The organism is Bradyrhizobium sp. 179, assembly GCF_023073535.1.
Taxonomy (GTDB): Bacteria; Pseudomonadota; Alphaproteobacteria; order Rhizobiales; family Xanthobacteraceae; genus Bradyrhizobium.
On the sequence record NZ_JADPJR010000027.1, the window covers coordinates 39,041 to 63,076 of the forward strand.

27 protein-coding genes are annotated in these 24,036 nt (G+C 62.8%); 12 read left to right on the forward strand and 15 right to left on the reverse strand.

What is annotated here, in order from left to right:
- Positions 1-174: 174 nt before the first annotated feature.
- The gene (gene cysE, locus IVB12_RS05275; RefSeq protein ID WP_247296321.1) at positions 175-999 is read left to right on the forward strand and encodes a serine O-acetyltransferase; all 825 of its coding nucleotides are present in this window, start codon (positions 175-177) and stop codon (positions 997-999) included.
- A 125-nt stretch (positions 1,000-1,124) separates the two neighbouring features.
- Entirely contained in the window at positions 1,125-1,343 is a 219-nt protein-coding gene (locus tag IVB12_RS05280) for a DUF3126 family protein (protein ID WP_007602550.1), read from the forward strand.
- Between the two features lie 407 nt (positions 1,344-1,750).
- Here the strand turns inward: IVB12_RS05280 and IVB12_RS05285 are convergent, their stop codons facing one another.
- A complete protein-coding gene (locus IVB12_RS05285) occupies positions 1,751-2,458 on the reverse strand; it encodes a hypothetical protein (protein ID WP_247296323.1) in 708 nt (235 codons plus the stop codon).
- 222 nt (positions 2,459-2,680) lie between these two features.
- Here IVB12_RS05285 and IVB12_RS05290 point away from each other — a divergent pair, with 222 nt between their 5' ends.
- On the forward strand, positions 2,681-3,010 hold the full coding sequence (locus IVB12_RS05290; RefSeq protein WP_247280070.1) for a hypothetical protein: 330 nt from the start codon (positions 2,681-2,683) through the stop codon (positions 3,008-3,010).
- 93 nt (positions 3,011-3,103) lie between these two features.
- Positions 3,104-3,634, forward strand: coding sequence for a gamma carbonic anhydrase family protein (locus tag IVB12_RS05295; protein WP_247296326.1), 531 nt, complete (start codon positions 3,104-3,106; stop codon positions 3,632-3,634).
- Positions 3,635-3,686: 52 nt separating this feature from the next.
- Here the strand turns inward: IVB12_RS05295 and IVB12_RS05300 are convergent, their stop codons facing one another.
- Entirely contained in the window at positions 3,687-3,851 is a 165-nt protein-coding gene (locus IVB12_RS05300) for a hypothetical protein (protein WP_247296327.1), read from the reverse strand.
- Positions 3,852-3,946: 95 nt separating this feature from the next.
- Between IVB12_RS05300 and IVB12_RS05305 the strand changes: the two genes are divergently transcribed.
- The gene (locus IVB12_RS05305; RefSeq protein WP_247296329.1) at positions 3,947-4,300 is read left to right on the forward strand and encodes a hypothetical protein; all 354 of its coding nucleotides are present in this window, start codon (positions 3,947-3,949) and stop codon (positions 4,298-4,300) included.
- Positions 4,301-4,403: 103 nt separating this feature from the next.
- Positions 4,404-4,757 (forward strand): hypothetical protein, encoded by a 354-nt coding sequence (locus tag IVB12_RS05310; protein WP_247296332.1) that lies wholly within the window; start codon positions 4,404-4,406, stop codon positions 4,755-4,757.
- Positions 4,758-4,944: 187 nt separating this feature from the next.
- On the opposite strand, the gene IVB12_RS05315 is transcribed toward IVB12_RS05310, so the two are convergent.
- From IVB12_RS05315 to IVB12_RS05340, 6 genes are all read right to left on the reverse strand, one after another.
- Positions 4,945-5,439 carry a hypothetical protein gene (locus tag IVB12_RS05315; protein ID WP_247296334.1) on the reverse strand — a complete coding sequence of 165 codons (495 nt, stop codon included), beginning with the start codon at positions 5,437-5,439 and terminating at the stop codon, positions 4,945-4,947.
- A 178-nt stretch (positions 5,440-5,617) separates the two neighbouring features.
- Positions 5,618-6,349: an aspartate/glutamate racemase family protein gene (locus IVB12_RS05320; protein WP_247296451.1), complete on the reverse strand. Its 732-nt coding sequence runs from the start codon at positions 6,347-6,349 to the stop codon at positions 5,618-5,620.
- A 4-nt stretch (positions 6,350-6,353) separates the two neighbouring features.
- Positions 6,354-7,232, reverse strand: a complete 879-nt coding sequence (locus IVB12_RS05325; RefSeq protein ID WP_247296337.1) for an ABC transporter permease — start codon at positions 7,230-7,232, stop codon at positions 6,354-6,356.
- 3 nt (positions 7,233-7,235) lie between these two features.
- On the reverse strand, positions 7,236-8,195 hold the full coding sequence (locus tag IVB12_RS05330) for an ABC transporter permease (RefSeq protein ID WP_247280108.1): 960 nt from the start codon (positions 8,193-8,195) through the stop codon (positions 7,236-7,238).
- Positions 8,195-9,484 carry an extracellular solute-binding protein gene (locus IVB12_RS05335; protein ID WP_247296340.1) on the reverse strand — a complete coding sequence of 430 codons (1,290 nt, stop codon included), beginning with the start codon at positions 9,482-9,484 and terminating at the stop codon, positions 8,195-8,197. Before IVB12_RS05335 ends, IVB12_RS05330 begins: the two co-directional genes overlap by 1 nt.
- Before the next feature lie 42 nt (positions 9,485-9,526).
- Complete coding sequence (locus IVB12_RS05340) at positions 9,527-10,513, reverse strand: ABC transporter ATP-binding protein (RefSeq protein WP_247296343.1); 987 nt, start codon at positions 10,511-10,513, stop codon at positions 9,527-9,529.
- 255 nt (positions 10,514-10,768) lie between these two features.
- Here IVB12_RS05340 and IVB12_RS05345 point away from each other — a divergent pair, with 255 nt between their 5' ends.
- A complete protein-coding gene (locus IVB12_RS05345) occupies positions 10,769-11,476 on the forward strand; it encodes a GntR family transcriptional regulator (RefSeq protein WP_247296345.1) in 708 nt (235 codons plus the stop codon).
- Positions 11,477-11,509: 33 nt separating this feature from the next.
- Here the strand turns inward: IVB12_RS05345 and IVB12_RS05350 are convergent, their stop codons facing one another.
- Positions 11,510-11,704 (reverse strand): hypothetical protein, encoded by a 195-nt coding sequence (locus IVB12_RS05350; protein WP_247296348.1) that lies wholly within the window; start codon positions 11,702-11,704, stop codon positions 11,510-11,512.
- 364 nt (positions 11,705-12,068) lie between these two features.
- Here IVB12_RS05350 and glsA point away from each other — a divergent pair, with 364 nt between their 5' ends.
- From glsA to IVB12_RS05370, 4 genes are all read left to right on the forward strand, one after another.
- Positions 12,069-13,064 (forward strand): glutaminase A, encoded by a 996-nt coding sequence (gene glsA, locus IVB12_RS05355; protein ID WP_247296349.1) that lies wholly within the window; start codon positions 12,069-12,071, stop codon positions 13,062-13,064.
- 69 nt (positions 13,065-13,133) lie between these two features.
- Positions 13,134-14,801, forward strand: a complete 1,668-nt coding sequence (locus IVB12_RS05360; RefSeq protein WP_247296351.1) for an MFS transporter — start codon at positions 13,134-13,136, stop codon at positions 14,799-14,801.
- A gap of 359 nt (positions 14,802-15,160) precedes the next feature.
- Entirely contained in the window at positions 15,161-15,724 is a 564-nt protein-coding gene (locus IVB12_RS05365) for a DUF308 domain-containing protein (RefSeq protein ID WP_247296353.1), read from the forward strand.
- Positions 15,725-15,784: 60 nt separating this feature from the next.
- The gene (locus tag IVB12_RS05370) at positions 15,785-17,101 is read left to right on the forward strand and encodes an amidohydrolase family protein (protein ID WP_247296354.1); all 1,317 of its coding nucleotides are present in this window, start codon (positions 15,785-15,787) and stop codon (positions 17,099-17,101) included.
- 106 nt (positions 17,102-17,207) lie between these two features.
- Here IVB12_RS05370 and IVB12_RS05375 read toward each other — a convergent pair whose 3' ends face one another.
- Complete coding sequence (locus IVB12_RS05375) at positions 17,208-17,435, reverse strand: hypothetical protein (RefSeq protein ID WP_247280057.1); 228 nt, start codon at positions 17,433-17,435, stop codon at positions 17,208-17,210.
- Positions 17,436-17,566: 131 nt separating this feature from the next.
- On the opposite strand from IVB12_RS05375, the gene IVB12_RS05380 reads away from it, so the two are divergent.
- Complete coding sequence (locus IVB12_RS05380) at positions 17,567-19,114, forward strand: FAD-dependent oxidoreductase (protein WP_247296356.1); 1,548 nt, start codon at positions 17,567-17,569, stop codon at positions 19,112-19,114.
- A 74-nt stretch (positions 19,115-19,188) separates the two neighbouring features.
- Here IVB12_RS05380 and IVB12_RS05385 read toward each other — a convergent pair whose 3' ends face one another.
- The 5 genes from IVB12_RS05385 to IVB12_RS05405 all read right to left on the reverse strand — a co-directional run bounded on the left by IVB12_RS05385 (position 19,189) and on the right by IVB12_RS05405 (position 23,866).
- Positions 19,189-20,052, reverse strand: coding sequence for a tyrosine-type recombinase/integrase (locus tag IVB12_RS05385; RefSeq protein ID WP_247296357.1), 864 nt, complete (start codon positions 20,050-20,052; stop codon positions 19,189-19,191).
- Between the two features lie 1,228 nt (positions 20,053-21,280).
- Positions 21,281-21,877 carry a hypothetical protein gene (locus IVB12_RS05390; RefSeq protein ID WP_247296359.1) on the reverse strand — a complete coding sequence of 199 codons (597 nt, stop codon included), beginning with the start codon at positions 21,875-21,877 and terminating at the stop codon, positions 21,281-21,283.
- On the reverse strand, positions 21,877-22,851 hold the full coding sequence (locus tag IVB12_RS05395; protein WP_247296361.1) for a hypothetical protein: 975 nt from the start codon (positions 22,849-22,851) through the stop codon (positions 21,877-21,879). The genes IVB12_RS05390 and IVB12_RS05395 overlap by 1 nt, the downstream gene beginning before the upstream one ends.
- Complete coding sequence (locus IVB12_RS05400; protein ID WP_247296365.1) at positions 22,848-23,252, reverse strand: hypothetical protein; 405 nt, start codon at positions 23,250-23,252, stop codon at positions 22,848-22,850. The genes IVB12_RS05395 and IVB12_RS05400 overlap by 4 nt, the downstream gene beginning before the upstream one ends.
- 149 nt (positions 23,253-23,401) lie before the next feature.
- Positions 23,402-23,866: a hypothetical protein gene (locus IVB12_RS05405; RefSeq protein ID WP_247296367.1), complete on the reverse strand. Its 465-nt coding sequence runs from the start codon at positions 23,864-23,866 to the stop codon at positions 23,402-23,404.
- Positions 23,867-24,036 lie beyond the last annotated feature (170 nt).

The window sequence follows — 24,036 nt, forward strand, 5'->3', positions numbered from 1 at the left end:
CCTTGAGCCGACCTTGCCGCTTGGGGGCGTCAGAAGAAAGTCTTGTATATCAGTACATTGGCTTGGTGTGGCGAGGCAAAGCACTGTTCACTCTCAGGCAAGCCGGTCAGGACTTTGTCGCCTAGACTGTGCTATAGAACCAACAAAACGAGCCCATTCGAAAGAGCAGATCCCATGTCAGTGCATCAGGTCAATCCGGGAGGAAAGCTCGCATCGCTCGATCCGATCTGGGAGCGGATCCGGGGCGAGGCGGAAGACATCGTCCATCGCGAGCCCGAGCTTGCCACCTTCATCTATTCGACGGTGCTGCATCACAGTCGCCTGGAAGATTCCGTGATTCACCGTCTCGCCGACCGGCTCGATCACTCCGCGCTGTCGGGCGATCTTGTGCGCCAGACCTATGACGAGGCGCTGCGCGACGATCCCGATCTCGGCAACGCCTTCCGCGCCGATCTCGTCGCCGTCTACGACCGCGATCCCGCGACTTCGCGCTTCATCGATCCCTTGCTCTACTTCAAGGGCTTTCATGCGATCCAGACCCATCGCTTGGCGCATTGGCTCTATCTAAAGGGCCGCAAGGATTTCGCATACTACCTCCAGAGCCGCGCCTCGGCGGTGTTCCAGACCGATATCAATCCCGCAGCGCGCATCGGCCGCGGCATCTTCCTTGACCACGCCACCGGTTTCGTCTGCGGTGAGACGGCTGTCATCGAGGACGACGTCTCGATCCTGCACGGTGTCACGCTCGGCGGCACCGGCAAGGAGAACGAGGACCGTCATCCGAAGATCCGCCATGGCGTGCTGATCGGCGCCGGCGCAAAGATCCTCGGCAACATTGAGATCGGCCATTGCGCACGCATTGCCGCCGGCTCGGTCGTGGTCAAGCCGGTACCGCACAACGTCACGGTTGCGGGCGTCCCCGCCAAGATCGTCGGTGAAGCCGGCTGCGCCGAGCCGTCGCGCACCATGGATCAGATGATCAACGCGATGGGACTTTGATCTTCGTTGATCGGAACAGGATTTTCCGGCCCTTTCCGTCCCAAATTACGTTGGCAATTCATGCTGGCGGTTCGTCGCGTCTCGTCGTAAACCCCGCCAAGTTAGATTTCGATTGGAGACTTGCCGTGGACGTCAAGGAAGTGAGAAAGCTCGATGCGTATCTGAAGCGCGTATTCGGCAATCCCAAGATTCGCGTCGTGCCGCGGCCGAAGAAGGACGATTCCGCCGAGGTCTATATCGGCGAGGAGTTCATCGGCGTGCTCTTCGTCGACGATGAGGACGACGATCGCTCGTTCCAGTTCCAGATGGCGATCCTCGAGGACGATCTCGTCGATCAGGAATAGTGGTGACACGTCATTGCGAGCCAACGGGTCCGCGCAAGCGCGGCCCCGTTGGCTCGCAGTGACGATGCTAGCTTCGCGGGCCCGTAACTCTATCTCTCGTCAAGAATTCGCAGCCGCGCGTCATGGCGTCAGCGACGATGACGCTGTCGGCCTCGATGAGGTCGGCTGCACGACCATGTCGCGATCAGTGTGCTCCACGATGCGCGCACGCGCCGGGATGGAGGCAAGCGCCGAGCTGCAGGAAAAGCATGATGACATCATGCCCCTGTTTTGCCCGACAGGTCAAGTTGCGATTCGAAAAATACGAAAAAGCTCGATGCCCCCAGTGCTTGGCTACTGTGCATGGGGTTGTTTTCGCGGTTTTTGTTTGGGAGGCTCCAGCCCGTCCCTTCGAGCCGAGGCCCCGCTCAGCCCCTCGGCCCGCGCAGCTGCGCGGTCAGCTTCTCCATCGCCTCCGCCACGTCCCGCCACTGCGACAGCCAGCTTCGCGGAAAGCGGAAGGTGAGGTCGGCGCCGCCGACGCGGCGCTCGGAGAGGCACATGCCGGGAGTGGCCGCATCGCGGGTGCAGCGTGAGGTCAGCGCCGGACTTGCGGCGGAATAGAGATCCTCGCTGCCGTAAGGGGTCTCAGCGCGAAACATCCGCATCGTCAGGCCCTCTTGGGGCATCGTCGCGGCCCGGTCGAGATAGCGCGGATAGATCGTGGCCGTTCGCTGCTCGGGCGCGAGTGCATCGTGATGGGCCGCGATCGACAGGAAGATGCGGTCGATCGACTGCACCGCCGCCTCCACGGTATCGGCGGTGACGTGCTTCGGAGCGCCGGGCGGTTCCAGCGAGGGATAGAGGAAATCGAGATCGATGCGCTCCTGCGGCCCTGAGTGCCGCTGGATCTTCATCCGGATCGCCGTCACAGGCAGGTTGAACAGCGTGCCGCCGACGCTCACCGGCAGCTTGTCCGGGGCGTTCGCACCGCGCGTGCCCCAGGTCGGCCACAGCAAATAGGCAACGAGCGCGACCGCGCAGGCCGCCGCCGCGCCGCCGAGCGCGATCGGGACGACGTGCGCGCGGGTGCGCGTCCGGGGAGAGCGAGGCGAGGCTGCCGAAAACACCGTCATGAGCTAGCGCAAGGTAAGCCGCAGTCGGCCGCTGGCCGACGAATCAGCGGCGAATATGCCATGTGGCGGCGATTTCGCGCAGCGCTCCCCGCCTGCGGAGAGCGGGAGGGCCCCTGCACGGGCTGGCCGGCGGCGTTAACCTTCCCTTAAGGATAATGTAGCGTTAACCGGCACGATTTGTCACAGGTAGGCGCCAGCGTCGCGTAAGGGCGGACCGTTCCGATGACACCTGAAGCTCTCAATACCTTCTTCTCGATCTGCATCGGTTTCGCGCTCGCGGGCGCGCTCGTGAACGGATACCAGGCGTTCGCGCAGCGTCCCGCCGGCTTCGGCTTGTTGCAGGACGGCGTCGCGCCGAAGACCTTCGCGGCCGTGCCGTTCCTGGTCTTCGCGGCGCCCTTCATCATCATGCGCAACACGCTCCGCGGCATCCGTGTGGAAACCCGCCGCGCCGAATTCGTGATGATGGCGACCCTCATTGCCGGCTTCTGGAGCATGATGAGCGGCACCTTCTTCCTGATGACGCTGCGCGCAGCCGGCGTGCTGGGCTGACGCCTCCGGCGCGACTGGACGCTCTGCGTGGCGGCGCCTTTGCGTCCAGGCCGCCGTTTCGCTATGCCAGGATCATCCTGACAGGAGACCTCCATGGCGATCTACGAGCTCGACGGGCAGGCGCCCGATCTTCCCGCCGACGGCAATTATTTCATCGCGGAGACCGCCACCGTGATCGGCCGTGTGCGCCTGAAGCCGGGCGCGAGCGTCTGGTTCGGCGCGGTGCTTCGCGGCGACAATGAATGGATCGAGATCGGCGAAGGCGCCAACGTGCAGGACGGCTCGACCTGTCACACCGATCTCGGCTTCCCGCTTCACGTCGGCAGGAACTGCACGGTTGGCCACAACGTCATCCTGCACGGCTGCACCATCGAGGAGGGCGCGCTCGTCGGCATGGGCGCGATCGTGATGAACGGCGCGAAGATCGGCCGCAACAGCATCGTCGGCGCCGGCTCCGTCATCACCGAGGGCAAGGCGTTTCCCGAGCGCTCGCTGATCATCGGCTCGCCGGCGCGCGTGATCCGCACGCTCGAAGACGCCCAGGTCCAGAAGATGGGGAGTGCGGCCAAGTTCTACGTGGCCAACGGTCCCCGCTTCAAGAAGGGCTTGAAGCGGATCGGCTGAGATGCCCGCCGCCCGTGTCGGTCCAGCCGGTGCGGCTGCAGACGACCTCTCGTCACATGCCCTCGGCTTCGCCCGCCTCGATCGCGCCTGCCACCTTCTCGTGGCCGGCGGCCCATAGCGCATGCTCGTCGCTGCCGTCTGAATAGGGATTGGCTTCTGCCGGGATGCTTTCGCGCGCAGCGCGTTCGCCTTCAGCAAAGGGGTCGCGATGGTTCATCGTGATTTGGCCTCCTCGCTTTCAAGCTGATGTGAGGGCATTTGTTCCGGAACAGGTGATCGCGGCAGCGGTTGACCGGCAAAGGAGAATTTCCAATGTCTGCCAGATCGTCCGCAACCAAGACCATGATGGTGATCCTCGCACTCGCGGCGATTCCGGCCGTATCGTTCGCGCAAGCGACCGGCGGCTCTGCCGGATCGACCGGAGGCTCTGCGAGCTCGACCGGAGGTTCTGTGGGATCGACTGGAAGCTCCGCGGGACCGACGGGGGGTATCGCCAACTCGCCGGCTCCGCCGCCCGGGACCAACAGCCTGGGTACGGCTCAATCATCCGGCCCGGGCTCCGGAGTCGCCACCGGCGGTGGCGCAGGTGGGGCGGCTGATGCCACCGTCAACGCCGAGAACCGGCTGCTCGACAAGAAGATGAAAAGCATCTGCCGGGGCTGCTGACGCTCGCGCGGAAGTGAGACAGCGCGGCTGTCAGAAATGTCGAAGTGACGTTAGCTTGATCCTGCTTTGAAGCGTGGAGCGTATCCACGCGGAGGATCGAGTGGTGTTAGGCAAGATGATCATGGCGGCCGTGACCGTCGCGGCGGTCGGACTGTCGGCGCCGCAAGTGGCCGAGGCGCGCGGATTCGGTCATGGCGGCTGGGGCGGTGGCGGTTGGGGCCATGGCGGCCACGGCCATTGGCACGGCGGCGGCTTCTGGCCGGGCGTCGCGATCGGAGCGGGGCTTGCCGGCGCCGGCTATTACGGCGCTTATTATGGCTATCGCTATCCGTATTACGGCAGCCCTTATTATTATGGTGCCGGCTATGACGATGGTTACGGCGGCTGCTACGTCGTTCGCAAGCGGGTCATGACGCCTGCGGGATGGCGATACCGCCGCGTGGATGTCTGCGAATAGCATCCCTGGCGAGTAGCCGGCCCACCAAAAAACAAGGCCGTTGACGCAGTATACCGTCAACGACCTTGCCAGCCCCGGACATTGAAATCGGCTCACGCCATCCGGTATCGCAAGCATCGCGCGGAATCACACGCGCGAATGTGATCCAGTTCACAAGTCGAAAAAATTCGCCGGTATCGTGAGTTGCTCAGCCGCGCGACCGCTTGCCCGCGCTGGCTTGAACGCGGTGCCGCGCCGGTTTCCTGCGGGTAACCGAGTTTGTTTCGGCCTCGCTGGCCCGGGCGCTGGCAAAGGATTGCCGTAAGCCGTCGACGGACTCACTCAGCGCCGCGACCTGCTCGGACAGGCGCTTGGTGTCGGCCTGCTGCGCCGCCATCAGCCGCTTCATGGTCTGGAGCTGGTCCTGCACGACCTGGAGCTGATCGATCGATTCCTGCTGGGTCGCCTCCAGCCCTTTGGTCTTCTCGACGAGTTGCTCGGACGCCTGTGCGGTGCGGGCCTGGAGCTGCCGCGATGCTACCAGCCGGTCGGTCTCCGGTGCCGCGCCGGTATAGGCACGCCAGGCCGCGATGGAGGTCACGCCGGCGATCAGCAGGAGAAGCGCGGCCGCGGTCAGCGCGATCGGCTGGGCGCCGAGGCGAAGGAGAGGGGCGGATGGTGTGTCCTGTGCGAGATCGATCATCGCTGACAAAACCCAAATTGAAACTTGGTGAGTGGCGAAGACCGGCAACCCAGAGGATCACCGGGGCGTCCCGAAAGCCTTACGTTTCGGCAAGGAATGGGACCAAAAAGAGGCTAAGGGCAAAAAAACCAGCAATCAGCGGGAGTTGAAGCGTCCCAAGGCCCGTCGGGAGCACGGATCAGGGCTGAAATTGCGAAAATGGCCCGGAATAGGTCTTCGAGCGCGGCGCGGCATAGGGCCCGAGCCGGGACGTCGTTAGCCCGAGCCGCACCACTGATTCCGCCAGCGTCACGGCGGCCGCGACGCCGTCGACAACGGGCAGGCCGTGCGCGGCGGCGAGCCCGGCGGCGAGATCAGCCATGCCGGCGCAGCCGAGCACGATGGCTTCGGCGCGGTCATCACGGATCGCGGCCGAGATCTCCGCGGAGATCCTGCCGAGGGCATCGGCATTGCGCTCCTCGAGCGCGAGCACGGGCACCTCGGCGGTGCGCACGCGGGCACAGCGTTCGGCGAGACCGTATTTTCGCAAGTTATGTTCGATCGGCACGATGGAGACAGCGAGCGTCGTCACCACGGCAAAGCGCGCCGCGATCAGGCTTGCCATATGAAAGCCGGCTTCGCCGATGCCGATCACTGGGGCCTTCGCGGCAGCGCGCGCCGCGTCGAGGCCGGTGTCATCGAAACAGGCAATGACGTGCGCATCCGCGCCGTCGCGATCAGCCTCGCGGATGCAGCCGAGCATGCCGGGGACGGCAAAGGCCTCGTCGTAAAATCCCTCGATCGAGACCGGGCCCATCGCCGGCTGGCGCGCATCGATCACGGTGCCGGGCAGGGCAACGGAGCCCGCGGCAGCGGCGATCTTCGTCGTCATCGCAACAGTGGTATTGGGATTGACGACGTGAAGCCGCATCGGATCAGACAAGTCCCTTGCCAGCGTCCGAGCCCTTGGCCGCCTGCCGCTTGTTGAGCATGTGGATGGTGCCGAGCGCAAGAGCGATCACCGTGAACGAGACGGCGGAGATGATAGTGCCGAGAGCATAAATGTCCGGGTTCGTCACGGTGGTGGTGAGGCCCTGCAGATCCAGCGGCAATGTATTAACAGCTCCGATTGCCTGGCTCGAGCGGGCGAGTTCGTCCCAGGATAGCGTGAAGCCGAATAGGCCAATGCCGATCACGGATGGCAATATGATCGGCAGCACGACGTGGCGGAACGTCTGCCACGGCGTCGCGCCGAGATCGCGTGCGGCTTCCTCGAGCCTGGGGTCGAAGCGGTTGAAGATCGCGAACATGATCAAGAGGCCAAACGGCAGCGTCCAGGTCAGGTGGGCACCGAGGCCCGAAGTGAGCAGGCCCATCGAGGTCTCGAAGTTTTCGTTCCAATGCGCCTTGATCAAGTCGTCGATAATGCGGAATTCTAGCGATATGCCGAGCGAGGTGATGATCGAGGGCACGATCAGGCTTGCGATCGCCGAATAGAACAGGATGCTCTGCGCCCTGAACTTGCGGCGGAAGGCCATGCCGGCGGCGACTGACAGCACGACCGTGAGGATCATCACGATGATGCCGAGCAGCAGCGAGCGGCGGAAAGCCGCACCGAGATCGACGATGCCGGTGCCCTGGAACAGCTTCGCGATCCAGAAGGTCGATATGCCATTCATCGGGAAAGTGAGGCCGCCCTGCGGCCCCTGGAAGGACAGCACGTAGATCGCGATCATCGGGCCATAGAGAAACAGCACATAGGCCGCGAAGAAGATCGCGAGCACGTAGAAAGAGCGCGGGCGTCCTTCCGTCATGCTCTAGAGCTCCTTCTTGATGTCGACGATGCGCGACATCATGGTGATGATCAAGAAGGTGATCGCGAGCAGGATGACGGCGTTCGCCGCGGCGGCCGGGAATTGCAGCGCGTTCACCCGCGTCTCGATGATCTTGCCGGCGGCGGCGATCTGCTGGCCGCCCATCACGCCGATGGTGATGAAGTCGCCCATCACGATGGTGATGACGAAGATCGAGCCGATCACGATGCCGGGCTTTGCCAGCGGGATGATGACGTTGACCAGCGTCTGGAAGCCGCTCGCGCCGGCGTCATAGGCGGCCTCGATCAGCGACTTGTCGATGCGCACCATCGAATTGAAGATCGGCACCACCATGAAGAAGGTGAAGAGGTGGACCAGCGCCAACACCACGGAGAATTCGGAGAACAGCAGCCATTCCAGTGGCTGGTTGATAAGTCCTGCTTTGACAAGGCCGGAATTGACCAGGCCGTTGCGGCCCAGCAACGGGATCCAGGCGATCATGCGGATGACGTTGGAGGTCCAGAACGGGATCGTGCACAGCAGCGACAATCCCATCTGCCAGGTCTTGGACTTGACGTGGAAGGCGAGGAAGTAGGCGACCCAGAAGCCGATGAAGAGCGTGATGGCCCAGACCATGAAGCACAGCTTCAGCGTCATCACGTAGGTGCGCCCGATTGTGCAGAGATCGGGGAGCTGCGCGATGCAGCCTTCGAACGTGTCGGTGTAGCCGCGGCCCGAGAAGGCCGGCAGCAGCTGGTATTCGTTGTAGTCCCAGAACGAGACGATGACGACGAAGACGAGCGGGATGAGGAAGAAGGCGAGAAACACCAGCATCATCGGCCCGGCCTGGAGCCAGGAGATGAAGGACGGGGACAGGCGCGTCAGTTTTGCGGCGCGCGCTGTGCCCGACCCCGGGATCAAGCCCGGGGCCGCCTGTTGCAGGACCTCTTCCGACATGTCCATTACGCCGCGATGAACTCATTCCATTTGCGGACCATGTAGTCGTTCTCGTCCATCACGGCGTTCCAGCAGGCGACGCCGCCCATGCGGTCCTCGTAGGAGCCGCCGTCACGCACGGCGCCAGCCTTCTCGAGCAGCGAGCCGTCGGGCGCCTTGATGTCCTTTTCGGCCGGCTTGCCCTCCATCCAGTAGGCCCATTCGTAAGGCTCCATGTTGGCCTTCGCGGTGGAGAGCACGGCAGAGTAGTAGCCCTGGCGGTTGAGGTAGGCGCCGGCGTAGCCGGACAAGAACCAGTTCACGAACTCATAGGCCCATTCGAGCTTGGGACCCGAGACGCCCTTGGAGACGCAGAAGCCCGAGGCCCAAGAGCGGTAGCCTTCCTTCAGCGGCTGGAAGGTGCAGGGAATGCCCATCGAGCGCACCTTCGTCACCGCCGGCGACCACATCGACTGGATCACGGTCTCGCCCGAAGCCATCAGGTTGACGCTCTCGTTGAAGTCTTTCCAGAAGGCACGGAACTGGCCGGCCTTCTTGGCTTCGGTCATCACCTTCATGGTGAGGTCGATCTCTTCCTTGGTCATGTTGCCCTTGTCGGCATATTTGTACTTGCCGGAGGCCTCCACGACCATCGCGGCGTCCATGATGCCGATGGAGGGAATGTTGAGGATCGAAGCCTTGCCTTTGAATTCGGGATTGAGCAGCTCGGACCACGAGCTGATGGGGCGCTTGATCAGGTCGGGACGGATGCCGAGCGTGTCGGCGTTGTAGACGGTCGGAATCAACGTGACGAATTCGGTCGCCGACGTCGCGAACTTCTTGGAGTCCTTGCCTTCGAGATAGAGCACCTTCCAGGGCGCGGTGCCCTGGCCGCCGATCTTCTTGCCGCCGGGCGTCTCGCCCTTGGTGAAGACCGGCGTGATGTTGTCGAATTCCTTGATCTTCTTGGCGTCGAGGGCAAGGATGTTGCCGGACGGCACGATCTTCTTGAGCGAGAAATATTCGGTGTCGAGCACGTCGAAGGAGTTCGGTTGGGTCATCACGCGCTTGGTGACGTCGTCGGTGGTCGCGGTGATGTATTCGATCTTGATGCCGGTGTCCTTCAGGCATTGCTTGGAGATGTCGTCGCCTTCGTTTACGGCGGTGCCGAGATAGCGCAGCACCTTCGCATCGGCCGACTTCACATATGGAAAGCCGGTGATCGCGCCGGAGCCGGCGGCGAGGCCGGCAAGACCTGCAGTGCCCTTGAGCAGCGTGCGGCGGCTGACGTCCTTCGTCCAGGTACTCTCGGTCATATCAGTCACTCCTCTGTTGCGCATTCCGGTGATCGATCGGCGCTATTGCAGGCGTTGCGCCTTGGCGGGATCCCAGGTGGCCAGCACGCGATCGCCCGGACGGAACGGGTGGACGTCGAAGGTGGCCTCGGGAACGTGGGAGAACAGGGCGGTGCCATCGTCGAGCGTGAGCGAGACAGCGATGAAGGAGCCCTGGTACTCGGTCTGGGTCAAAAGCGCCGGCGCGCCGAAGGCGCCGTCGGTGAACGGGACGATGCCGAGCTGATCGGCGCGCACCGCGATCAGCTTGCCGGAATCGTTGAGCACGTTATGGCCACCTATGAAGCGCGCCACGAATTCGGTGCGGGGACGGTGGAATATCTCGCGCGCGGTGCCCTGCTGCTCGATCCGGCCGTGGTTCATCACCACGATGTGGTCGGCGAGCGCCATCGCCTCTTCCTGGCCGTGGGTGACCTGGATGAAGCTGATGCCGAGCTCGCGCTGCAGCCGCTTCAATTCGCCCCGCATTTTCACCCGCAGGAAGGGATCGAGCGCAGAGAGCGGCTCGTCGAGCAGCAGAATCTGCGGCTCGGTGATCAGCGCGCGGGCGAGTGCCACGCGCTGCTGCTGGCCGCCGGACAGCTGTGCGGGCAGGCGTCCGGCATAGGGGCTCATCGCCACCAGTTCGAGCAATTCGCCGGCGCGCTTGTGGCGCGTCGGCTTGTCGATGCCACGCATCTTCAGCGCAAAAGCGACGTTATCGATGACGCTGAGATGCGGAAACAGCGCATAGGACTGAAACATCATCGCCGTGCCGCGCTTGGCGGGCTCAAGGTCGGTGACGTTTTGCGCGCCCAGGATGATGTCGCCCTCGCTGACCGCCTCATGGCCCGCGATCATGCGCAGGGTCGAGGTCTTGCCGCAGCCGGAGGGGCCGAGCAGGCAGCAATAGGTGCCGGCCGGGATCTTCAGGTTGATATTGTCGACCGCCAGCGTCGCGTCGTAGCGTTTGGTGACGGCAACCAGTTCGAGAGCGGCAGGAGTGGCCATGGCGTGTCCGACGGTGGGCGATGCTTCCCGCCTCTCTCCGCAAGGTCCGTGCCAACGACTCTCGGCGGTCAATTTCTCAAAACTGTGCAGCGGAGTCAGATCGTTAGATGAATCTGGCCGATCCGGGGCTGCCTGCCGCCTGCGCAATCACCTGCACACAAAACGGGCGAAGATTGTATAAAGTTTCGCCTGTGATTGGATACAGCTCGTCGACTAACATTCGCCGCCGAACGTCCTCGATCGAGCCTGACATCCATGGCCGCCAAGACCCGCCCGAAATTCGACGCGCCGGACGCGAGCGATCGCGTCAGTCGTATCCGGGAGGGCGTGACCGCCGCGATCCTCGAGCACCGCCTGTTACCCGGCACGAAGCTCGGCGAGGACGAGATCGGCGATATCTACGGTGCCAGCCGTACCCTGGTCCGCACCGCGCTCCAACAGCTCGCGCATGAAGGCATCGTCAACATCGAGAAGAACCGCGGGGCCTTCGTCGCACGTCCGACGCCTGCGGATGCCCGCGAAGTGTTCGAGGCGCGCCGCCTGATCGAACCGACGATCATTGGTCACGCCATCGACGCGGTATCGCCGGCCTGGATCGACCGTCTCCAGCGCCATCTCACCGAAGAACGCGAGGCCGAACTGCGCGGCGACGCCCGCGCCTCGGTCCGCCTCTCCGGCGAGTTTCACCGTCTGGTCGCCGAGATGGGCGGCCACAGCATCTATCTCGGCTTCCTCAAGGAGCTGATCGCGCGTTCCTCGCTCATCATCCTGCTCTACCGCCGCCATGACACGCCGGCCTGCGGCACCGATCACCACGCCGGCATCGTCGCCGCGATCCGCAAGCGCGACAGGGAGGCGGCGCGCGCACAGATGCTGTCGCATCTGACCGAGATCGAGGCCGAGCTGTTCTTGAAAGATCCCGCCGCCGATGAGCTGCGGCTGGTCGATGTGCTCGGCGCCTGAGCGAACCGCGTCAGTTGTCTATGGCAACGAAGATCATTCGTTTCGTTTGACGATTTTCAGCACGAGTAAACCGGCGCCAAGTACCAGGAAGAGAACGCCGAAGAAAGTCGTCCCGCTGGATTCGAAGGTCACGCCGACTGCCGTCAGCAAGCATCCGATGATGATTGCGAAGAGGCCGCCGAGCTTTTTGACCAGCAGGACATGTCCGTCAGTCGTTTGTGCCACCATGTTACGCCTCGTTCACCTAATGTGGATTTCTTCGCGCTTCTCTTTCGCCCTATGATCCTTTGCAGCCGCGCATGATCGTACTCCAGCGCAAGCGAATTACAATCTGACCTTGAGTCTTATCTCGGTCGGTATTTGCTTTTGAATAGAGTTCGATACATGGCTCGACAGCGAGGCTTACGCATATGCCGGAAATTCCCGCTGCATCGCGCGGTCGCTGCATCTCTTGTGGAGTCGTATGGCAGGTCTGCAAAATCGCCTTGTGGTTGTAAATTGACTCGCTCGAGTTGGGGGAATCAACTGGCGGCGAGCGTCGAGTTATAGAACGGAGCCGACATCAGTTGAATCCGTTCTGCGGAGTGGTGCCATGGCGCGTCCTCTGGCTGACGAACGAGAGACGGCTTACGTCTCGACCGGCCATCTGCCCGGCGCGGAGGCCGTGCAGTCGCTGGTGACCGAGGCACAACGACGATTTCAATCAAATCGCGATGGAACCAACTCGCAGGTCTACCCCGCGCTCGCGCGCGTGCCGAGTGAGCTGTTCGGCGTCTGTGTCGTTGCGACAAGCGGGCAGGTCTACGGCGCTGGCGATGCCGACTACGAATTCTCCATCATGAGCGTGTCAAAACCGTTCCTGTTCGCGTTGGTCTGCGAGGCCATCGGGCCGGAGGAGGCCCGCGCCAAGCTCGGCGCGAACGCGACCGGTCTCCCATTCAACTCGCTCGCCGCGATTGAGCAGGGCAGCGGCCGTACCAACCCGATGGTGAATGCCGGCGCGATTGCGACGACCAGCCTGGCGCCCGGCGCTAGCGCAGCGGCGCGATGGGCATTCATTCATGACGGATTGTCGCGCTTTGCCGGTCGCAAGCTGCCGCTCAACGAAGAGGTCTACGCCTCGGCGTCGGAGACCAATTTTCGCAACCGCAGCATAGCGCGGCTGCTGGAGAGCTATGATTGCATCTACTGCGACGCAAAGGAAGCGACCGATCTCTATACCCGGCAGTGCTCTCTGAATGTGAGCGCGCGCGACCTCGCAGTCATGGGCGCGACGCTTGCGGACGGCGGCGTCAACCCGGTGACCAAGCAGCGCGTCGTCGATGCCTCGATCTGCCATTACGCATTGGCTGTTATGATCACAGCCGGGCTCTACGAGACCTCGGGCGACTGGCTCTACGACATCGGCCTGCCGGGCAAGAGCGGGATCGGCGGCGGCATCGTCGCGGTGTCCCCAGGCAAGGGCGGCTTCGGCACCTTCGCGCCGCCGCTCGATGCGGCCGGCAACAGCGTGCGGGGGCAACTCGCCGCAAAGTTCTTGTCGCAGCGGCTGGGAATGGATCTGTTCGTATCGAAACCGGAAGAGTGAACCGATGCTGAAAGGACCGGTCGGCTCATAGCCTGGCCGGTCGCAACGCCGATCAAGCTGGAGGACGCCATGGCCACGCAGACAATGTCGATCGGCGGCATTCACCAGGAGGAGCGCGCCTCATGGGTTCCCATGATCGCAATCGCGCTCGGCCAGATGATCATGTCATTCAACGTGGCTTCGCTGCCGGTCGCCATGGGTGGAATGGTCGAGAGCTTTGGCGTCGCGCCGACGACGGTCGCGACAGGCATCGTAGCTTACTCCATGCTGGTTGCCGGCTTCGTGATGCTCGGCGCCAAGCTTGCTCAACGGTTTGGCGCGGTGCACGTGTTCCGCGGCGCGGTGGTGCTGTTCTTCGTCTCACAGCTCATGATGACGTTCAGCCCGTCTGCATCGGTCATGATTTCCGCGCAAGCGCTGTGCGGCGCCTCGGGTTCGGTGATCGTGCCTTCGCTGGTCGCGCTGATTGCCGAGAATTATGCGGGCCGCCAGCAGGCAACCGCGCTAGGTGCGCTCGGCTCGGCCCGTGCGGCTGCCGGTGTGCTGGCGTTTGTGGTCGGCGGCGTCTTTGGAACCTATATCGGCTGGCGGCCGGCGTTCGGAATTCTGATCGCGGCGTCCGCTATCGTTTTTCTCATGAGCTTCCGCCTCAAACCTGACCACGGTCGGCCTGACGTGCAGATCGACATCGTCGGCGTGGTGCTCGCCGCGACCGCGATCATCCTCATCAGCTTCGGCTTCAACAACCTGAACGGCTGGGGGCTGGCGGTGGCGACCCCGAACGCACCGTTTGATCTGTTCGGCCTTTCGCCCGCCCCAGTCATGATCTTGCTCGGCATCGTGCTGGGCCAGGCATTCCTGCTGTGGACGCACAGGCGGCAAGCCGCCGGCAAGACGCCGCTGCTGGCCTTGGCGGTGGTCGATTCGCCGGAGGAGCGTTGCGCGGTCTTTGCGCTGTTCGCGGTGGTCGCGCTAGAGGCTGCACTGAACTTCACGGTGCCGCTCTATATCCAGATCGTGCAGGGGCGTTCGCCGCTTGCGACTGCTATTGCGATGATGCCGTTCAACCTCACGGTCTTCTTCTCGGCGATGCTGATCGTCAATGTCTACGAGCGACTAACGCCCCGCCAGATCGGCCGCTACGGCTTTTCGGTTTGCACTATCGCGCTGGTCTGGCTCGCCTTCGTCGTGCGCAACGACTGGAGCGAAATTCCCGTGCTGTTCGGGCTTTTCCTGTTCGGCATTGGTCAGGGCTCGCTGGTGACGCTGCTGTTCAACGTCCTCGTGACAGCGTCTCCAAAAGCACTCGCCGGTGACGTCGGCTCCTTGCGCGGCACGACGCAAAATCTTGCCGCCGCAGTCGGGACCGCGGTCGCAGGAGCTCTTCTGGTTGGTCTACTTAGCACCATCGCACTCGGCAGGATCACGGCAAGTCCCGTGCTGACGCCGGAGCTGCAGGCCCAGGTCGATCTCGACAACATCACCTTCGTCAGCAACGACCGCCTGCGCACCGTGCTGGAAGGCACGAGCGGATCGCCGCAGCAGGTCGCGGAAGCCGTGCGGGTGAACACTGAGGCACGGCTGCGGGCGCTCAAGATTGGACTCTTGATCATGGCGGGTCTCGCCCTGATTGCGATCATCCCGGCCGGACAGCTTCCTAACTATCTGCCGGGTGAGATCCCAAGCGATGAAGTCGCTGCGAAAACCTGCGTTGAAGAAGGGCAGAGGATTTCGTGAAAGAGAACCCAGGAATGAGATCAGTAAGCGAGATGGATCGACGCGCCGCGTTGCGGACGCTGTTGGGAGGCGTGATTGTCGCTGGTGCAGGAGTGACCCTCGGGTCGTACGATGCTGTGGCCCTGCCGGAGCCAAAGGATCGTCCCGTTCCGAGTAGACGCGAGCCCGTCGCCGGCACCTTTGCGCAGCAGACTGCCCGTCCGTTACAGGACTCCGGCCAACGCCCGGCGCGTCGGCCGCCACAGCGTCCACGGCCTCGCCCGCCATCTTGGCATCGGCGGCGTCGGCGCTGGGAGTGCTGGTGGCACCGTGGCCGCCGTCATTGCGGATGGCGTTGGAGGTAAACCGAGGAGGATGTCATGACAACTTACGACAATAGCGCACCCATGGGCGCGACCGGCCTGCCGCAACCGCCTCGCTGGGTCTGTGTGCTGCTGGGTCTGTTCATGGTGCTCGCGGGGCTGATGGTGCTCGGCGACATCGCGTTCTTCACCGTGGTCAGTGCGCTGTTCATTGGCTGGATGGCCATCGCCGCGGGCGCTTTCGAAATTTTCCACGCGTTCTGGACCAAGGGCTGGGGCGGCTTCGTCTGGCAGATCATCCTCGGCATGCTCTATATTGCCTTCGGCATTGTTCTGGTCACCCAACCGCTGACCGGAGCCCTCCTGCTCACTTATGTGCTCGGCATTGCGCTGCTGGTCTCCGGTGTCGTACGCATGCTGATCGGCATCGGCCGCTGGCAGCAGGGCGGCGGCATGATATTCGCGTCGGGCGTATTTGGTGTTCTAGCGGGACTCATCATCCTCACGGGCTTTCCGATGACCGGGCTGTGGGTTCTGGGACTGTTGCTCGGCATCGACTTGTTGTCTCACGGCATCGGGTGGCTGGCTTTTGCGTGGCTCCCCGTGGCAAAGCCTGCGTAAGCGCCGCGGAGATTACTTATGTCGAGTTGGCGTAGGCCGGCGACGCTCCTGCGGGCTGTCATGGCGCTTTGGTTCGTTGGAGGCGTCTTCGGTCTTCCGTCACCAGTATCGGCGCAGCAGGACTCCGCTATCCTGTTCCGCAACGTCCGGATATTCGACGGCAAGTCCGTTTCGCTCTCTGCACCATCCAGCGTTCTTGTCCGGAACAACACCATCGAGAAGATCTCAACCGGCGACGCCACTGCTGCCGGTCTGGCAATCGACGGCGGTGGCCGCGTGCTGATGCCCGGGCTGATCGACGCACACTGGCATGCGATGCTGGTGCGCCCGACGCCGATGGCCGCGCTCGCAGGCGATGTTGGCTACAACAATCTGCTCGCCGCGGCCGAGGCAACTGCGACGCTGATGCGCGGCTTCACGACGGTGCGCGATATGGGTGGACCCTCGTTCGGATTGAAGCAGGCCATCGACGAGGATCTCGTTGCCGGCCCTCGCATCTACCCCTCGGGCGCCATGATCACCATCACCAGCGGTCATGGCGATTTTCGCCAGCTTTCGGATCTGCCGCGCACGATCGGTCGCATGCTCAGCCGCATGGAGCGGATCGGCGGCAGCATGGTCGCCGACAGTCCCGACGAGGTCCGCATGCGGGCGCGCGAGCAACTGATGCAAGGCGCTTCGCAGGTCAAGCTTGCGGCGGGCGGCGGTGTCGCGTCGCCGTTCAGCCCGCTCGATGTCTCGACCTTCACCGAGCCCGAACTCCGCGCCGCGGTTGAGGCGGCCGACAATTGGGGCACCTATGTCGCGACCCATGCCTATACCCCGGTCGCGATCCAACGCTCGATCGCCGCCGGCGTCAGATGCATCGAGCACGGTCACCTCATGGACGAGGCGAGCGCAAGGTTGATGGCGGAAAAGGGAATATGGCTGAGCACACAGCCGTTCCTGGATCTCGCCGGCGCGACCGCACTTGGGCCTGCCGAGCAGGACAAGATGCGGCAGGTGGTTGCCGGCACTGACCGCCTTTATGCGCTGGCAAGAAAGTACGGCATCAAAACCGCGTTTGGTACCGATGTCTTGTTCTCGAAGGCACTGGCGGACAAGCAAGGTGCGTTGCTGAGCGCGCTCACGCGCTGGTACACGCCGGCTGAAGCACTGACTATGGCGACGTCAACCAATGCGGAACTGCTGCGCCTCTCCGGTCTACGGGATCCCTATCCCGGCAAGCTCGGCGTCGTGGAGGAGGGGGCGCTCGCCGATCTCCTGCTCGTCGACGGAAATCCGCTCGACGACATCAGGCTCATCGAAGATCCCTCGAAGAATTTTGTGGTGATTATGAAGGACGGCAGGATGTACAAAAACAGTCTCGTGCACTGACACGCGCGCGTCTCTGCGCCGCTTATAACCTGCGGCTTGGATTGTTTCTGGCTCGACGGTCAGGACCGGCTTTTTGTCGAAGTTGCGGCTGGACCCAGCGGGCGCATCAGCGACTGTACTCGCTTTCGGCGGCAAGCTGCCCGTCAGGCGTGATCTCGTATTCGCCGTCCTGCTTGGTCATCCATCCTGACCTGACCATCTCGCGTGCAAGCTGGATCGAGCAGATCGGATGATTGCCTCCTGGGTAATACAGCCTGTCATTCCGGACGAGCAGGTGTCCGTACAATTGGGCTTGACGTAACGCCCTGCGCATTCCGGGTGATGGATTTTTCATGCCGTTTCAAGCGCGAGCGCGATGAAGGTTCCTAATGAATGTGGTGATCTTCGATTGGCATTTCCGCTCGCCGGCGGTCGGAGAGGAACCCTGGTCCCGTCGCATCGTTTGTTGCTTCGAGGAGTACTGTCATGAATGTACGAGACGAGCACACCCGATCGCTCTGGATGGATGTTTCGGTTGCCGATGCCCCGGCGCTATCCGGTACGATGGGTACGGACGTCGTCGTTGTCGGTTCTGGAATTGCCGGGCTATCGGTCGCCTATGAGCTCGCCAGCCATGGACGCTCGGTCGTAGTGCTGGACCGCGGCGGCATCGGCAGCGGGATGACGGCGCGCACCACTGCCCACCTGGCCACCGCGCTCGACGACGGTTACGACGAGTTGGTGAGGGTGCGCGGGTATGATTGCGCGCTCCGCTACTATCAGAGCGTTGCTGCCGCGATCGATCGCGCCGAGGCCATCCAGGGTGCCGAGCACATCGATTGTGATTTTCAACGCGTCGACGGTTACTGGGTGCTGGCGCCCGAAACGCCCGCATCGGAGCTGGACAAGGAATTGGATTGCTGTCGCAAGCTCGGAATTCCCGTCGAGAATTGCATCGAGCCAACCCCGTTCCATGCCAAGGGCCAGGTGCGTTCGCTGCGCTTTCCAAGCCAGGCGCGCATGCACCCGACCAAATATCTCGCGGGCTTAGCGCGTGCACTCGAGCGGCGGGGTGTGCGGCTCTTTAGCAACACCTGTGTTGAGAGCATCGGTCAACGCCACGGCGACATGGTCGTGACGACGGCCTCGGGTCACGAGGTCCATGCCGCCGACGTGGTGGTCGCGACGAACTCGCCCGTCAATGTGCAGGTGGCGATCCACACCAAGCAGGCGCCTTACCGCACCTATGCGCTTGCGGCGAAGATTGCGGCCGGCGCGCTGGAGGATGCGCTCTATTGGGATACGCTCGATCCCTATCATTATGTCCGGCTCCAGCCGTTCTCAGCTGACGAGGACATCGTGATCATCGGCGGCGAAGATCATAAATCGGGCGAAGCGAACGACGGCGCACAGCGCCTTGACGCGCTCGAGCGCTGGGCCCGCGATCGCCTGCCCGGTTTGCGCGAGGTCACTCATCGCTGGTCCGGCCAGGTGCTGGAGCCGGTTGATTTCGCCGGCTTCATCGGCCGCAGCCCCGGCGAGGAGCATCTATTCATCGTCAGCGGCGATTCCGGGCAGGGGATCACCAACGGGCTCGTCGCCGGCCTCTTGCTGACGGATCTGATCACGACGGGCGCGAGCCCGTGGCAAGACATCTACGCTCCGTCACGGAAGATCCAGAAGAACATCGGCGAGTTCATCAGCGAGAACATCACGCCGCTGAAGAATTTTGCGGAATATCTTGCGGCGAGCGAGATTGCGAGCGTCGAACGGCTGCGGCCGGGCGAGGGGCGTCTCGTCCGCAGCGGCCTGAAGAAGATTGCCGCTTGCCGCGACCGCAACGGACGTCTGCATCTGCACTCGGCCAGTTGCACCCATCTCGGCTGCGTCGTGCACTGGAATGCGCTGGAGCAGTGCTGGGATTGTCCATGTCACGGCTCGCAGTTCGCGCCCGACGGCACCGCGCTCAATGGTCCTGCCGTGTCGCCGCTGGGCGAGGTCGATAGACCCGCTAATCTCGAAGCCGCGGAGTGAGCGGCAATTCCCTCAAAAAGTTGCGGCCAGCCATTGGGGGAGGAAAGTCCGCCCCTTGATGGGATTGATGAATTTCACTCATTGGCGGCTTTTCCCCGTCCATTCCCCATCGCCGGCAGATTGTCCACACGGTCCCATTCTTCCCGCGCGACGACATGCGAATAGCGGGAAGCACTACGCGGATCGCGCCAATTGCCGGTCTCGACAAGCCCCTGCACGTCGGCGCCGCCGTAGCGCCGCATCCACGTCGCCCAGGTATGGCGGAAGGTGTGGAAGCCGACAAACGACAGACGATGCTCTGGCACCTTCCAGCCGATCGGACGGCGCTTCGGGCACGGCAAGCCGCAGGCCGCAAGCTTGGCCCGCATCAGCATGTGCTTGAAGTGGCCGCCGTCGTTGAACTTGAATAGGCGGTCGCCGCTATGGCTCTCAAGGTGGGCCGCCAGCGGCCCGACGATGTCCTCCCGCAGCTTTAGCATGCGGGGATCTGAGTTCTTGGACGTGCGCAGCCACGCGGCGCGCTCCTCCGGCTTGGTGTCGGCTGCCAGCGCCTTCAGGCCCTCGCTCTTGCGGATGCCGGTATAGAGGAGCAGGCGAAGGTACAGGCCAAACTCCGGGTCGATCTTGTCGGCCTCGCCGATGATGGCAAAGGCGTCAGCCGGCCACATGAAGTCCTTCTTCTGGCGCCCCTTCGATCCCTTCGGTCGGCGGAAGGTAGGGCATTTGTCCCCGAGCGCGTGACGCAGGATCGTGATCGTCGGCGCGTAGACGGCACGATTGCGGTAGTCCGGAGCTCCTGTCGGCAGGATCGCAACAGCAGCGGCGTCGATCGCCTCTTGTGTCATCTCGCGCAGCGGCCTCTTCCCGAAATGCTTAACCAACGGCGCAACATAGCGCCGGCCCCGACCATCCCTGAGATAGGCGATCGAAGCGCTCAAGAAGGTCGGCTCCCCTGGATCAGGCTCAGTGGTGGGCGCTGGGTATTGCCCGTGGGTCTCGATACACTCCTCGATCCGCTTGAGCTGCTTGAGAGCGACGGATCGTTTAGGAGTTCCGCTGCTAACTTCCACTCGGCATCCGAGGTAGGTTCCGCGGATTTCATAATTCGGCGTTTTACCGGCGCGCGGCGGCCTGAGACTGAGCGGCACTTTACCCCCTCCCGCAAAGCGAACTCGATACGAGCAATGTCAGTTTGATGGAAAAGCTTATCCCGTCCTACGGGAGTAAAATAGGGCTCTCCCGCCTTGTCCGCAGGATGCTTGCGCAGCCATTCCAGCAGCCATCGCTTCGACGTGCGAAGGGCCGCAGCAGCTTCGGGAAGGGTGAGGCGGTTCATGACGCAGAATATACCCTAAGATGCAAGCTTCGGAAATGCGTTAGCGATGTTCACTGTTGGCAAAACACCGCGCATTTTCAAAAATATTTTCACTGACTGGGCTTCGACTGATCAGGACTTGCCGATTGTGCCGGAGGCATGGAGGAATTGGAGCGGAAATAGGTGATGAAACCCGCCAAAGCGCGCGATCTCCATAACGCTTCGTATCGCCAACCGGCGTTGACATTGTGCTCCAAAAACCGAATGGCGATGTCACGTCTAGCTCGGCAGGAAAGCGTCCTGCGCCAACCCATCGCGTCTGGAAACTCACGACTTCGTCGTCACCCTCCCAGCGGAAGTCGCGCCGCTCCATGAACTCGGCGCGCATGATTCCAAACCACCATGGCGCAATGCGGCAATCGCCAGTGCGATACCAAGCTGACGGCTTCACGGCTTCGCCTCCGGGGGCGCTGGTGATCCCACATCACTCACAGGCCCGAAGTCGTGGTCCCGATAGGCCCACGCTCCAGCATGCCGCAAGCACCAGCATACGAATGCGTTGTCGCGGCGCATGATCCACCAAGGTGCGCGCACGTAGAGGGTATATCCAAGCCAATCAGCCATTTTCAGCCCCCTGGGGAGTGCGAGCATCAGCCTTGGCCCCATGTTGTTTGCAATATTCGCCATTCGGCCCATGGCCGCGCTTTCTCAAACATTGGCCGGAGATCGGAGCGCGAGTCCATTTTGGATAAACGCTTTCGATGCAACGGGTAATGTCCTCGGCGTGGCCTTGAGGGTTGCCAGCCCAAGTCCCGTATCGCCGTTTCCCCGGCTTACCATCCGGTACCATGCTATTCCCCCTGGGTGTGGTGGTTGTGCGAAGTCACCATCGCGCCCCTCGCGATCGAGAGGAGCAGATCGCGGAACGGAGCGGGCGTTGCAGCGCGCTCGGCTTTCGGCAGTTGTGGGCGCCTCTGATCGAAGAAGCCGATCTGAAACTCTCCAGCAACCTTCCGCCATTCCAAGACGGGCGGCATCGTCGCGCCGTGATAGAGCAGCCAAGTCCGCTTGCGGGCGCGATGCCCATAGCTGGATTGCCAGACCTCCGTCACCCAATCGCCGTCAATCGTGCGCTGCCAGCTTCCAGAAACCGGCTCGGGGATGCCGTGAAACTTGAATGCCCTGGACTCGGCGGGGTGCTCGAGGACGCCGCCGTATTTTCGCACGGCCTCAAAGGCCGCGGCAAAGCAGCCGCCATCTTCGTTGATCGTGTATCCCCAGCGCTTGTGATTGACGGCCGAAAGCTGGTGCCAGCGGTCGCAGGGCGGATGAGCCACGACAGGATAAGGACCAGCATAACCTCGAGCATCGCGGTCAATATCCCAGGGATCTACGTTCGGAAGCCCGAAGTAGCAGCCGCCGGTTTCGACGTAGAGGGCCGCGACCATCACTCACCACCCCGCTGTTGAGGGCGCGAAAGTGGGGATAGCATCGGAGCCCAATGCGTGGCGTCCTGCACCTCGCCTGTCCACCACGCGATAGACGTGCCTCTGAAGCCGCAACCGCAGATCTGGATCGGATAAGCCGATTGCTCCTTCGGCGCCGTCTCGATGGGCTGCCATGTTTGCTGCGGCCCTTGTCTATAAAGGGGTGTTTTGCGCCAGCCGCTTGCGGTGCCCTGAATTAAGGTGGTCCGATCATCGAGCAAATTGTCGAGTTCGTCTCCATTCACATACGCGACGGGTTCGGTTTTCTCAGCGAATGGCTCTTTCACTGTCTGCGGTTCAGGGCGCAGGTAGAGCGGCTGCATGTCAAGACCTTCCAGCCGCAGTTGCTCAGCACGCAACTTATCGGCTGTCCAGGCGCGGATCATTTTCCGGCCATCCTCGCCGACCAAGCAAATCCACAGGACAGGCTCCGTCTCGGCAGATGAGGGCTGTACCCCTGCGGCCTTTTCTGCACGTTCCTTGCGCCATAGGTCGAAGACAGCGCACTTGTGCCACCAATCATGCACCAGCGTCGTCAAATCCCATCGAGAGACGATCGCCATTTCTTCCGGCGCTCGCGGGTCGTCGCGATCCATTGCGACGCGAAGGCGCTTCTCAGCACGAGCCAGATGCTCGCCAACCGGGTCTTGGTGCGGGTCCCATTCCGCCAAGGTCTTCGGGTAATTCTTGTTCTTTGCCTGCTCCGACCAATGCGGGTGCGGGTCGCCGAGCTTCCCCGGTTGTTGGGCAGGATCGACAGCCCCCGCCTTGACCATCTCAGCGTATGCGCTGCGCAAAATCTCGCCTGCGTGGCCGAAGACGTGTTCACAAGACGGCAAGCGGTCGCAAGCTGCCATTGTCATGGCGCGCGTGGCCTCTCGCGGCATCAGAACGTAATCAGTGGCAGCGGAGGATCGAATGTCACTATCGGTCATGGGCGTTTTCTTTCTGGCGATGGCAGAGCAACACCGGGTTGCGCGCTCTTGGCCCGTTCTTTTTCGAGTTCGGCTTTGACCTGTTCTTCGGTGATCCCGTCGCGCCAGCGGCCGATTGACTTCAGCCAGGCAATGGCGACTTCGACGTCATTAGACGCGATCACTTCCTCGCGGATGGCCTTGGCCCGCTGGCCCGCGTAGATCTTGCACTCGACGCAATCGCGGGAGCATTCCTCGCAGCCGATATCGGCATCCAGGCAGCAGCTGTCGAAGCAATCGAAGGTGTAACCCTCACCGCCGCAGTACCAACAGTCTTCCTGGTGGGGGTTGAGGCGCTGATCCACATCATCATAGATGTAGTCGAGGATGCGTTCCCCGCGTGTCATCTGATCAGTTCCCATGGCTCTTTCCCTGTCGTAGCGAAAACGTGCATGCCCTCATTTCGCAAGCGCAAGCGCAAGCACGCCGCAGATCAGAACGAAGATTCCGATCCCCTTCAGCGGCACCCCAAGCACCAACATGATCCCGAGAACGACGGCGAAGAGGGCGATCATGGGCGAGCCTCCGGCCGTCGCTTGTCGAAGCCGCGCGAGCGCAACGGCCGCCCGGAGGGGATCTTGCAACGCTGCTCCTTTGGTTTGCGCGCCTTGACGCGCTTTGGTCGCGCGGCGCGCGGTTCGATCAGCTCGCGCGCCGCGCCGCCGGATGCGATCCAGAGCCGCGCGGCGATCTCGAAAGGATTGAGGCCGACCATCTGCCAGAAGTCGCGCTCGCCCATTTTGTGTTGCGCGGCGATGCCGTCGCGGTGGTGGTAGGCGCACAGAGGCGTCGTCCACTTGTCGTCCGGCTTTTGCTGCATGCCGGTCGACGGCTTGCCGATCGCCAGGCATTCCATTCGGATATGCGCCGCCTCCGCCGGCCGCTTGCAGTAGGGAATGCAGCAGGACTGCTGGCGCACGAAGCGCAGGTGCGCGTCGTCCCGCTGTCGCGGCGTGCGCTGGCGGAGCTCGGTCATCGCGGTACTCCGCACTTCGCGCAGCCATGCAGCCAATCAACACCGATTTGCTTCGCCTTCCAGCCGTCGGCGCGCGCCATGTCCCATGCTTCCGAGAAATCGGCGGTGTCCGTCTCCAGAACCTCGGGGCAGGAATCGCACTCGAAGACGAGCTTTCCATATGACCGGTC